The 11,542-nt window shown below is 42.5% G+C and carries 11 protein-coding genes; 5 read left to right on the forward strand and 6 right to left on the reverse strand.

Features of this window, described 5'->3' with window-relative positions; genetic code table 11:
- Positions 1-122: 122 nt before the first annotated feature.
- Together IM496_RS08550 and IM496_RS08555 are read right to left on the reverse strand one after the other, a co-directional pair.
- Positions 123-1,544 (reverse strand): NB-ARC domain-containing protein, encoded by a 1,422-nt coding sequence (locus IM496_RS08550; protein ID WP_353737629.1) that lies wholly within the window; start codon positions 1,542-1,544, stop codon positions 123-125.
- Entirely contained in the window at positions 1,545-1,949 is a 405-nt protein-coding gene (locus IM496_RS08555) for a hypothetical protein (protein ID WP_004162443.1), read from the reverse strand.
- 767 nt (positions 1,950-2,716) lie between these two features.
- Between IM496_RS08555 and IM496_RS08560 the strand changes: the two genes are divergently transcribed.
- Complete coding sequence (locus IM496_RS08560; RefSeq protein WP_194018335.1) at positions 2,717-3,460, forward strand: cupin domain-containing protein; 744 nt, start codon at positions 2,717-2,719, stop codon at positions 3,458-3,460.
- Between the two features lie 86 nt (positions 3,461-3,546).
- Here the strand turns inward: IM496_RS08560 and IM496_RS08565 are convergent, their stop codons facing one another.
- From IM496_RS08565 to IM496_RS08580, 4 genes are all read right to left on the reverse strand, one after another.
- The gene (locus IM496_RS08565) at positions 3,547-4,467 is read right to left on the reverse strand and encodes a hypothetical protein (protein ID WP_353737630.1); all 921 of its coding nucleotides are present in this window, start codon (positions 4,465-4,467) and stop codon (positions 3,547-3,549) included.
- A 76-nt stretch (positions 4,468-4,543) separates the two neighbouring features.
- Positions 4,544-5,347, reverse strand: coding sequence for a type 1 glutamine amidotransferase (locus IM496_RS08570; protein ID WP_194018334.1), 804 nt, complete (start codon positions 5,345-5,347; stop codon positions 4,544-4,546).
- A 152-nt stretch (positions 5,348-5,499) separates the two neighbouring features.
- Complete coding sequence (locus IM496_RS08575) at positions 5,500-6,837, reverse strand: Mur ligase family protein (protein WP_002800268.1); 1,338 nt, start codon at positions 6,835-6,837, stop codon at positions 5,500-5,502.
- A gap of 102 nt (positions 6,838-6,939) precedes the next feature.
- Positions 6,940-7,848 carry an FkbM family methyltransferase gene (locus IM496_RS08580; protein ID WP_287661729.1) on the reverse strand — a complete coding sequence of 303 codons (909 nt, stop codon included), beginning with the start codon at positions 7,846-7,848 and terminating at the stop codon, positions 6,940-6,942.
- A gap of 386 nt (positions 7,849-8,234) precedes the next feature.
- On the opposite strand from IM496_RS08580, the gene IM496_RS08585 reads away from it, so the two are divergent.
- The 4 genes from IM496_RS08585 to lptC form a co-directional block, all read left to right on the forward strand.
- Positions 8,235-9,425, forward strand: coding sequence for an HhoA/HhoB/HtrA family serine endopeptidase (locus IM496_RS08585; RefSeq protein ID WP_287661730.1), 1,191 nt, complete (start codon positions 8,235-8,237; stop codon positions 9,423-9,425).
- A 147-nt stretch (positions 9,426-9,572) separates the two neighbouring features.
- Positions 9,573-9,767, forward strand: a complete 195-nt coding sequence (locus tag IM496_RS22675) for a hypothetical protein (RefSeq protein ID WP_502861750.1) — start codon at positions 9,573-9,575, stop codon at positions 9,765-9,767.
- 36 nt (positions 9,768-9,803) lie between these two features.
- Positions 9,804-10,190, forward strand: coding sequence for an HNH endonuclease family protein (locus IM496_RS08595; protein WP_287661731.1), 387 nt, complete (start codon positions 9,804-9,806; stop codon positions 10,188-10,190).
- 308 nt (positions 10,191-10,498) lie between these two features.
- Positions 10,499-11,542: LPS export ABC transporter periplasmic protein LptC (gene lptC, locus IM496_RS08600; RefSeq protein WP_287661733.1), on the forward strand; the 1,044-nt coding region annotated here is incomplete at its 3' end.

Genomic DNA, 11,542 nt, shown 5'->3' on the forward strand with positions numbered 1-11,542 from the left:
TAAATGTATCTGGATACACGCCACACAAGCGTTTGAACTCTGTTGGCTTTAAAGTTTTTACTTGTTCGTAAGTCATCTTTCAATCTTAACTCTTGGACTATTTTATCCTATTTTGTCTAGACTTATGCAAGAGATCTATAGTAAGCATTGCCTAAACTGGTGAGGGATGCGGCATAATTCCAGTTGGTTTGCTCCTCCTGTTGTTGGTAAACAGTGACTAATTCAAGGTAATAATCCGCTAGGGTTTGATAATACCCCCCCAGGGTGAGAAAATCATAGATAGCACGGAGAATATCAAAAGCAGAATCATAGACTTTTAGCTGACTCCAATGATAAAAAATTTCTAAATATTCTGTTACGTCTTTTAGGGTTTGCCAAGGTTTTGTTTTTATAGTTGAAAGATAATAGGCGATCGCTTTTTGGTGTAATTCCCTTTGATCGCCGGCTTTGTATTGTGCATATTCCCAAACTAAAGGCTGAAAACTAAAAATTCGCTGGCGATTTTCCTCTTTTTCTTCTAATAATGATCGTCGCTGTAATTCTCGCAGATCTGCCGTGATCTCGGACAGTGCGATCTCTGGGTAATTATCCATCACCGCTTTGGCTGCCAGAGAATCAAATTCTCGGCGATAAATGCTGGTTTTAGTGAATAATTCCTGCTGTCTTTGGCTAAGTCGCTGAAAACTAGCATCTAAAACCAAAGCAATTCCCACTGTCTCTTGACGATGACTCCCCACCACCTGCGGATCGCTCAAAAGTTGCGATAAATTTCCTAATCCTAAATCCGCTAACCTTTCTAAACTGGGGTTTTGCGGAAATTCTGCTAAGATTAAATCCGCCACCAATCGCAGGAGTAATGGATGACCATCCACCCGTCGAGAAAAGTTCTCTAGATCCCCTGTTATTTGCGATTCTGCTAACAATTGCGCCCCTTCAGGAGGTTTCAAACCTTTTAGCTCAATCCAACGGTTAAAACCCCTAGTTTTTGGCTTTTCTCTGGTGGTGACTATAATTTTGCTGGTGTCACCTTTTTCTATCCAAGCAGTGAAAAACTGCTGATAAAATTCATTATTCCAAGAACCATCTTCCCCTAATAAACTCTCTAGATTATCGATAATAATTAGGTGGCGATGGCGTTGCAATTGTCTGATTAAAGCTTCCTGTAAATCTATTTCTTTTTCGGGGACGGGATAACCAAAGTCCGTCAGGATTTGGCGAGCTAAACCACTAAATCCGCCCAGATTTCCCGCTTCCCACCAAAAGCGTTTTGGGAATAAATCTTCATCGTCCCCTAGGGAAGGATCGAGGGTAATTTTCTCCTCAAAAATTTTACTGGCTAGGGTAGATTTTCCAATTCCTCCAACTCCTTTGATGCCAATCATCGCAACATTTTGATCATTAAACCACTGCTTAATTTGGGTGATTTCCTCCTCCCTTCCCTGCCAATGTACGAGACTTTTTCGAGCATTTCCTCCCTTGAAAGTACTCCTTTGACTACTGCGATTATTTTCTATTGCGTCTGCTTTTGCGTGCAGAACCGCCAGTCATTCAGGAGGGATTCCTAGATTTAAATTACCCTTAACTTCTTGAATGTTCAATTGTTGTTTAATATCTTTGTTAATTTGCGTACCAATTTGAGTTTTCGTTTCTGTTTGATTCTGATTAATTGTCATAATTTGTTGTGCTAGGGTTTGGATTTCTTGGGCAAAATTGGGGTCTTTGAGCATTTCTACCTGTAAAAAAGGAACCACTTGCTGTTCAATCATCGCCTCGGATTTAGTTTGTTCTGCTGCCGCTAAAACCTGAGCGGCGGTGGGTTCCTTTTGTAACTTTTGCTTAATTTTTTGCCACAATTCTACACCTTTATCCATGGCTCCTTCCGTTAATTTACCGATAACAGCTTCAAAGGCGATTTTAGCGATTTCGGCGGCGGCTAATTCGGCTAACATAATTATCAATCGCGAGAATTTTTCGCCATTCTAGCACAACTATTTTGGGATGAAAGCAGGAAAGTCAATCACTCATCTTGTCGGGAATCAGCGTTCCTTTGATCCCCCCTTAATCCCCCCTTGATAAGGGGGTGTCGATCCCCCCTGTCTCTAGGTTCATAGTAGGGTTGATTCATGAATCAACCCTACCCTTGATAAGGGGGGTGTTGATCCCCCCTTAATCCCCCCTTGATAAGGGGGGCATCGATCCCCCCTACCCCCCTTGATAAGGGGGGTGTTGATCCCCCCTTAATCCCCCCTTGATAAGGGGGGTGTTGATCCCCCATCCCCCCTTGATAAGGGGGGTGTTGATCCCCCCTGTCTCTAGGTTCATAGTAGGGTTGATTCATGAATCAACCCTACCCTTGATAAGGGGGGTTTCTGATAATTTTTAACGCCTACCTACTTATTCCGATAAATCGACTAAAAACGTTATCAGATAAGGATTTGAGAGAATGAAACGACCCTAGTGTTCATTCCATGAGATTGTCGGCTATGCTTAAGAATTAAGACGATCACCTTCTTGTCGATGAGAAGCACGGCATAACTTAGCCGTTAGCTGGACTAAAAAGCCATGGCGCTCGAGTTCCGCGTATTTCCTGTTCCGAAGTTATTAATGAGAGTAGATGAACTCGGAAACTTGAAGGCATAACTGCTTACATAGTATTCTTAGGTAGAAGAATAATGCTAAATAATTTTTCAACCTAAAAAAATTAAATTCAGGAAAGATGACTGCTCAATCTCTGTGGAAACCCCAAAAAGTTCACGTAAACTTACTAAGCCGCGTATCTGTGCTTCCCACATCATTAACTTGGTTTCAGACAAACTTTACTGGAATTTGGTTTGGCTGTTTCGAGTCTGACCATGAAATCCAGGATCATCCAGTGACAATGCTGACTCGATTCTATCCTGGTGGTTTTTTCCCGCTGCATGGACATCCCGGTGGTGAAGAGATTTTGGTGCTTGAAGGCAATTTTGCAGATGAAACAGGGGTGCATCCACCGGGTACTTATATGCTTAACCCCGAAGGCTTTATCCATCGCCCCTATAGTGAGGAAGGATGCCTGACTTTTGTTAAATTGCGGCAACATGGTGGTAAAACTCGCCAACAAGTGAGAACCAACATTTTTAATGGCTCCTGGCAAGCAGGTATAGTGCCTGAAATTAAGGTTCAACACCTCTACGAGCAAGCAGATTTCTCAGAAAAAGTCTGGATTGAGCGTTGGCTGCCCAACACTCAGTTGGTGAATGTTGTCGAAACTGAGATTAAAGAAATCTTTGTCATTGAAGGTACCTGGAGTGATGAATTAGGTAGCTATCCAGTAGGCAGTTGGCTAAGATACCCCCCCAATTGCCCCTACAGTCCTTCCTCAACAACAGGTTGTCTCATTTACGTTAAAACCTATCCTGTTACTGATACAACCGCCAGATTTGTGGTGGGTGATGATTTCCAACATCCTCAAACAATCTGAAGCAACCATCTATGGGATTGAGGGTAGGACGTAGAGCCAAAAAAGACAGGCATTGAGCCTGTCTAAAAAACCAAACAAATCACCTATCAGCTGACCACAAATAAGGAGTTTTTTGCGTCAAATTTCCAAGCAATACCATCGGGATCTCTGATGCGACTCCAATCGGCGAATTCTGTTTCGGATTTATTTTTCTTGTTTCTACCCAAAACGGCCGGAGTAACTCCTAAACGTTTAGCCAAATCCGCCAAACTCATCGATGAGATGGTTTCAGATACAGAGGTTAGGGATTCTTCCCTAACTTCTGATTCTGACTGGAGCAAAGAACTGGCAGAACTGTTTAAACTAGGATTAATTATCTCCTCCGGTTCTTGAATTACCGTTTCTTGAACAGAGATTGCTGCAGTATTTTCTTCCTCTTTTTCCTCAAATAATTTACCTAAATTAGTCAGAGATTGGGAGGAGGAAATAACAGGAACCTCCGGGACAGAATTTTCGCTTTTCTCGGCGACAATCAGGGGGGATTTAGCCTCCTGCGATGGCTCTAAATTGGTCAGGGGAGATCTCGAGGCAGTAATCGCAGGAACTTGTTTTTCCCCTATTTCTTCTAAAGAGGGGTCACTCTCATCAAAAATACTACCCAAGGTACTGGCGGTGATAAAGTAATAGGCCATACCTTTATCGCCTACAGCTTTTTTTTGCGCCCCAAATTCCTCAGCTTTTCTGTCTAAAAATTGTCTGGCTAATTTGGCCGTGAGATTGGCTTTTGCCGATAGGTCAATCGGGGTGAGACAACCTTGATTGTCCTGTAAAAGTTGATTGAAATAGGGGTTAATCACCGTCGATAATTTTGACCAGCGATAGTCTTGCCACACCTTGACTGCCAGAGTTAAGAGGAAGACAAGTAGGATCAATGGCCAAGCGGTAAAAACAAGGATGATTAGCACCGCTAGGGGGATGATGAGGACGAGAAACCCCGCCGTTTGACGATCGATAATTTTTCCAGTCATAATTTCATAAGCTGCCACAATTAAAATTCTTAATGGCTAGTTTGACTATCTCCTGCCATAAGTGTATATGACCAGTTTAGGCTTTATTGGTCACGCCGGTTAGTTCTAGTCGTTCAAACATGGCAAATCGTGCTTTCAGGGCCAGAGAATCATCAAGTTTTGTTAAAAAAATCGGTTTTTGATACTTTTGTTCTAAAGCTTTTTGGATTAACCAATCGGCTAAAAAGGGATTTTTGGGTAGTAGGGGACCGTGGGCATAGGTAGCGATCGCATTGTGGTAAAATGCTCCTTCATAACCGTCCTCTCCGTTATTTCCGTAACCAGTAATCACCTTTCCCAAAGGAGAAACGGTTTGTAAATAGGTACGACCCCCGTGATTTTCAAAGCCAATTACTAGCGGTTTTTCCCCAGTCATAGCTTTAATTTCCTCCGCTAAGGGAGAGGCAGTAATTTCAAAAACCACGTTACCGATACAGCGTTTTGCATTGGGACCAGGATGTTTACTTACTAGGTCTAATAATCCTAATCCTTCGATTCTTTGACCGAAAGCTGGTTCGTAATAATGCCCTAATAATTGTGGGGAACCACAGGTAAAAACTCCCGGTATTCCTGCCGATAATTGTTCTTTCATTGCCGCTGCTTTTTTCCCCTGTAAATCGCGCATAACGATCTCCTGCTGCCGATCCTGCGCTCCACCCCCAACAATTATATCTACTTGATAAAATTTCTCGGCTTCTGTTTGAGCATCTAGGGGAATAATTGTCACAGGAATATCACGCCATTGACATCTTCTTTGAATAGTAATAACATTACCTCGATCGCCGTAGGTACTCATTAAGGTCGGATATAACCAGCCGATTTTTAGTTCTAGTTCTTGCATAATTTTTTAGGGGATTAGGGAATGGGGAAATGGGGAAATGGGGAAATGGGGGAATGGGGAAATGGGGAAATGGGGAAATGGGGGAATGGGGGAATTCAACTAACACCCTAACACCCCAACACCTAACACTAATCTTCACTCTTTTCTAATTTCTACAAAATCTTTCGACCCGTGAGAATCTCTCGTACTTCTAACATAGCAGAATAGGTGGGTAAAATATGTAAAGTTTCCTCATTTTTGGTGTTATTAAGGGCAATTTGGAGCGCTTTTTTTAGATCGGATTCAACAATTAAATTAACGGGATAAGCGAGACTATCCTGACTATATTGTAAGCGTAAAGCCATGTCATAAAGTCGATCGCCCGTTACTACTAAAGTTGTTCCCAAGCGGGTTAATTTTTCCGTATCCACATCCCAAATCCAAGAAACATCCGTCCCGTCGGGGATGCGATCATTGAGAACTAAGAGAGTAGTAGAAGACTTTTCTTTCTGTAAAATATCAGCCACTGCGCGAATTGTTTCATTCATACCCACGGGATTTTTAGACAGTAAAATTCTAACTTTTTTACCCTCAATTTCTAATTCTTCCGCTCGACCAAAAGCCGCTTTAAAACCCTGAACTGTCTCAAAAATTTCTCGATCTTTAATCCCCAATTCTTGGGCTACTAAACCCGCCGCTAAAGTATTATATTTATTATAAACACCGATTAAAATCTGCGGCCAATCGTGACTATGAAAAGCAGGATTACTCTTTTTAAAGCCGCAACTAGGACAACTAAAATCCCCTAAATGGGAGAGATAAACTCCGCGATAATCCAAAGAAGCACCACATTTAGGACAGTAAATAGAATCGACAGCGTGGGGAATTTCTTCTAGATATAATTCCGGCTCACTTAAGCCAAAATATACAACTCTTTGGGGCAGTTGTTGACCCAAATGGGAAAGAGTCGGATCATCAGCATTGAGAATCACTAAAGTATCGGTGGGTAGGGGAGATATGGCCCCTTGCCAACGGCGACTAATCGTATCCACTTCCCCATAGCGATCGAGTTGATCGCGAAACAAATTAAGAGCTAAAATAGCGCGAGGACGACAATCTTTTAAAACCAAAGGGAGAATATTTTCATCCACTTCTAAAATGGCATAATCAGCCTTTAAAGTGCCGAATAAATTGGCATCGGCCAATAAAGCAGTGATTAAACCATTAATTAAATTCGCCCCAGTGGTGTTATGGGTGACTTTTGCCCCCTGACGCTCTAGAATAGTTCTTAGGAGTAGGGAAGTGGTAGTTTTTCCATTCGTGCCAACCACCAAGATTACCCCCCTTCGGACTTGCCCACAAAGTAGCGGCAACAAACGGGGATGGAGACGACGGGCAATTTCCCCCGGCAAGACGCTGGCAGCCCCTAAACGGAGTCCTTTAACCACAGCAGTAACGGTTTTAGCCACCGCTACGGCTATCCCTAAACGGATGCGATCAAACAATTGCATGAACTGAGATTCTCATAGCTTTTTCGTGATTTTACCGCTAAAAGAAGACCGGTAAACGGGGTAAGTTCCCTAATTAGTCTCCCAGTGGGGGTAAATCTCAGTTTATTCTGGCTTTTTTTCTCCCCTAACAAGTTTTTTAATTGTAGTTCTGATCGGAAATTTTCTGCGTAATTCACCATAAGTAATTGTTGATTTTTCCTGAATCATAAACAGGAAAGCTTCTTGTGTAGAATTGTATTTTTGAGGATAGTGAGGACTGCTAGGGTGAATGGCAATTAAATTATAAAAATAAGAACCTTGGTTAAGAGAATGAAGGCGACGTAGATCGCTAGTGAGAAAAGGCGCAGGAGCGAAATAACGAAAGAAATGGTAACCAAGTTCTGCTAAAAATTCTTGCAATTGCTCAATTTTGAATCCATATTTTTCGTAATGGGGTAAACAAACTTCAATATATAAAATGGGGTGATACTGTTTTAAGGTCTTCCTGGCTCCCTGAAGAACTTTAATCTCCATTCCTTCCACATCTATTTTAATAAAATCACATTGTTTTAGATGCAAATTATTTTCTATCCACAAATCTAAGGTTGTGGAAGTAAATAGTTCTCCCTCCACCTCTGATGATTCAATAAAGCGGGTAGCTCCCATGTTTTTAGGAGCTTTTTTTATAGAAAAAATTTTTTGAGTATCACTAATAACATCAGTTTGTACTTTTACTAAATGTGAAACATTATTCAATCGCAGGTTTTCCAAGAGAATTTGATGAGTTTCTGGACAAGGCTCAAAGGCAAATACTCGGCCTTGAGGGGATGATAAACGGGCTGCCAAAGTTGAAAAAGTGCCAATATTGGCACCAATATCAAAGCAAACATCCCCCGGATGAATCATTTTATCGTCGATTCCGGGATAAGCACTCGCCAAATCTCGCAGATTTTCCAATAAATTAGATGTCTTCGGGTCGAGACAATAAAATTTACCTTCAGGTGTATTAACCAGCTTTAAATTATCATTCATAAACTCAGGCTTGAAATATTTGAAAACATCATATTACGCTTCGAGAATTTTGTCAATATTTAAAGCCAATAGATTTCCAGAAAATGTAGCATCTGAGTTAAGTTTTAGCCACTTGATTACAGGGAAGTATTTTTACAGCGGTTATCCTAATAGTAGAATACGAAATTTTCCTTTTGGGGAGTAAGCAGACCAGAGCGCGGAGACGATGCCAAATATAGGTTACACTTCACCTTTAGGAGAAACGCTTAATCAACGTGATTGCCACTGCCATCAAATACAAAAAGCCTTTATCTGCCCCAGGGGTTCGTCTTTGAAAAAGACAGCCTATAATTGTAGGTAAGTTTGGGGCCGATTCTACCGCACACGACATTTTAGGGCTAGAGCTTATGGGTTTATTGACAAGATTGGGGATTTCACTGGGATTACTCGCCCTAGGTGGTACTGTGGGTGTGCTGGGAAATCAGTATTTAAGCAGAAAAGCACCCCTAGAGGTAAATAAACCGCCGGCAATCCTCCCCGCTTCCCTCTCTCTCCCTGTTATTCCCCAAACCGACGGTAATGTTAATTTTATCGCCCAGGCCGTGCAGAAAGTCGGGCCGGCGGTGGTGCGGATCGATTCGGCCCGGGAAGTGGCCGACCAAATTCCCGAAGAATTTAAACAGCCCTTTTTTCGGCGCTTTTTTGGTAATGAAGTGCCGATTCCCAAGGAGCATTTGGAACGGGGAACCGGTTCTGGGTTTATAGTCAGTACAGATGGACTACTTTTAACTAATGCCCATGTGGTGGAAGGGACAACCCAAGTAAAAGTGACTTTGAAAAACGGTCAGACCTATCAGGGTAAAGTCCTGGGGGTTGACAATATGACCGATGTGGCCCTGGTGAAAATCGAGGCGAAAAATTTACCGACGGTGACTTTTGGCAAGGCCGAAACTTTAATCCCTGGGGAGTGGGCGATCGCAATTGGCAATCCCCTAGGCTTAGATAATACGGTGACAGTGGGCATTATTAGCGCCCTAGGACGCACTAGCAGCGAAGTGGGGGTTCCCGATAAACGGGTTCGTTTTATCCAAACCGATGCCGCTATTAACCCCGGCAATTCCGGCGGCCCGTTGCTGAACGCCAAGGGGGAAGTTATCGGCATTAATACGGCAATTCGGGCCGATGCTCAGGGTTTAGGGTTTGCTATTCCCATCGAAACCGCCCAAAAAGTGGCGGGACAGCTATCTAGCAAGGGTAAAGCGGAACATCCCTACATCGGTATCCACATGGTGACGCTAAACCCAGAATTACGGCAGCAATTGAACGAAACTAAAGAATTAAACTTTAATATTGACCAAAATGAAGGGGTAATCGTCCTGCGAGTGGTGGAAAATTCCCCCGCCCAAAAAGCCGGGATGCAAGCGGGTGATATCATCGAAACTGTGGCAGGAAACCCCGTTAAAACCGCTTCGGATGTGCAGCAAGGTGTAGAAACCAGTGCGATCGGTGGTAATCTGGAAATCGAGATTAACCGCAGGGGTAAACAACAAACTCTCACCGTTCAACCAGGGGTTTTTCCCAGCAAAACTAGCGATTAAAGCAAATACCAGACCATCCTGGCAACTGGGGCAAAAAGTATTAAGTGTACGGTGGAAGGTGGACAGACTTGCGAGCAAGATGTGAGTCAGCATCGTTTCAGTATATAACCATGAGCAGGATGGAAAGGTTGACAAAGCTTTGTCCTCGTGAAACGTCAAGGCAAACGGGAAGGAAAAAACTTTGAGGAGAAGACTTATTTCATCAGTAGTGAAAGATTGTCTGCGGAAGCCTTTTTGAAGGCAATTCAGGGGCATTGGAGTATTGAAAATCAGTTAAACTGGGTGAAAGATGTCACCTTGAAGGAGGATAAACCGCCTCGGTGGGGGTCATTCTCCCGTTAACTGGGCGATTTTATTTAGTTAGTTGATTTCCTTAGTTTGCCGTGGAAGGTTTCGAATGATAGAGTTAAGCTTATTCTGGAAACCATAGAACGCCGCATGACCAAAGAGATGGTTGATACTGATAACCTAACAATAGAGCATATAATGCCCCAGAAATTAACACCGAACTGGCAAGATATGCTTGGTGATAATCACGAACAAATACATAAAACTTGGCTACATACTTTAGGTAATCTGACTTTGACGGCCTACAATTCAGACTTATCTAATAAACAGTTTTTAGATAAAGTTAGTTTGTTTAATAAAAAAACTAATGTTTCTTTGAACAAATACTTTTATGACAAAAATGTCTGGAATAAGGAAGAAATTGAAAAGCGAGCTAATTATCTAGCTGATCTGGCTATTGAAATTTGGTCAAGATAAAATAACTAAAGATGTGCGAAACGTTTAGGCATCAAATAAGGCTGAAATGCCTGAAATAATTGCCTAGTCAGGTCTTCAGTGATCAAACGGCAGCCAATGGAAACCTAGAATCATCCGTAGTTAACTTGACCTTGAGTCAACTACAATGATATATAGACAGCCAATGAATGTCAGGCTGTATCCTTAACAAGGGAACAGTCAAACGAGGAGCCGTATGAGGTAAAACTCTCATGTACGGTTCTGGATGGGAGGGGATGGAGGCGACTCTATTCTCGACCCCTAATAAAATAGCAGCGGAGCGATCAAAATTGAGGCAGCGGTTACAATTAAAATTATCAATTGGGCGGGGGGCTGCCCTCCTAATCGGTTTGCTGGGATTAACGGCCTGTCAACCTCCCGATCCGCCGAAAATTTCGCCGACAGAATCGCCTAAAATCGAGGAAACTGGCCGCTTAATTCTCAATAATGCCACGTTAGAACAGGCTAACTCATCGGGACAACCCCTCTGGAAAATTCAGGTCAAAAAAGCTACCTACACCCAAGACCAAAAAATTGCCCGTCTGGAAAATATCAAGGGTAATATCTATCAAGATGGGAAAGTAGTTTTACAGGTTAGTGCTGACCGCGGTGAAGTTTACAAGGAAGGCCAGGAAATTCTCCTCAAAGATAATATTGTGGCTGTAGATCCCCGCAATAAAGCCATTATTAACGCGCCGGAATTGCGTTGGCTACCCAAGGAAGGTATTTTAATCTCCTCCAAAGGGATCAAAGGTAGTCATCTACAACTAGAAGCTAAGGCGCGCCAAGGACGCTACGACACGCGCCAAGAAAAACTAGAATTACAAGGTCAAGTGGTGGCTACCGCTAAGGAATCTCGTGTCGTCCTGCAAACCGAGCGCCTGTACTGGGAAATTCCTCAACAAGTCATTAGTACCGATCAAAAAGTCGCTTTTGATCGCTATATTGATAAAACTATTATCGATCGCCTGACTGCTATCGGCGGTCGTTGGGAAAGAAAAAATAATCAGGTTATCCTGCAAGAAAACCTCGAATATCGCTCTTTAGAACCACCTTTACAGATTTCTGGTTCTCAGGCAATTTGGAACTATCAAAATCGTACCCTAACTTCCGATCGCCCCACGGAAATTTTTCAATATCAAGATCAAATCACTATTACTGGTAATCGTGTGGTGGTGGAATTAGGCAATCGTATCGCTTATCTCAAGGATGGGGTTAAGGGAATTAATCAGAAAACTGGGGCGCAATTGTATAGTCAGATCTTAACTTGGAAAATGTCGGAAAAAATTGTCGAGGCCGAGGGGAATATTATCTATGAACAACAGGAACCAAAA

Source organism: Microcystis sp. M049S2, from assembly GCF_020245625.1.
GTDB classification, from domain to species: Bacteria; Cyanobacteriota; Cyanobacteriia; order Cyanobacteriales; family Microcystaceae; genus Microcystis; species Microcystis ichthyoblabe_A.

Bases quoted from the DNA above. Each gene is read 5' to 3' on its own strand.
- IM496_RS08555 (WP_004162443.1), bottom strand. From the start codon at position 1,949: ATGTTAGCCGAATTAGCCGCCGCCGAAATCGCTAAAATCGCCTTTGAA.
- IM496_RS08560 (WP_194018335.1), top strand. From the start codon at position 2,717: ATGACTGCTCAATCTCTGTGGAAACCCCAAAAAGTTCACGTAAACTTA.
- IM496_RS08565 (WP_353737630.1), bottom strand. From the start codon at position 4,467: ATGACTGGAAAAATTATCGATCGTCAAACGGCGGGGTTTCTCGTCCTC.
- IM496_RS08570 (WP_194018334.1), bottom strand. From the start codon at position 5,347: ATGCAAGAACTAGAACTAAAAATCGGCTGGTTATATCCGACCTTAATG.
- IM496_RS08575 (WP_002800268.1), bottom strand. From the start codon at position 6,837: ATGCAATTGTTTGATCGCATCCGTTTAGGGATAGCCGTAGCGGTGGCT.
- IM496_RS08580 (WP_287661729.1), bottom strand. From the start codon at position 7,848: ATGAATGATAATTTAAAGCTGGTTAATACACCTGAAGGTAAATTTTAT.
- IM496_RS08585 (WP_287661730.1), top strand. From the start codon at position 8,235: ATGGGTTTATTGACAAGATTGGGGATTTCACTGGGATTACTCGCCCTA.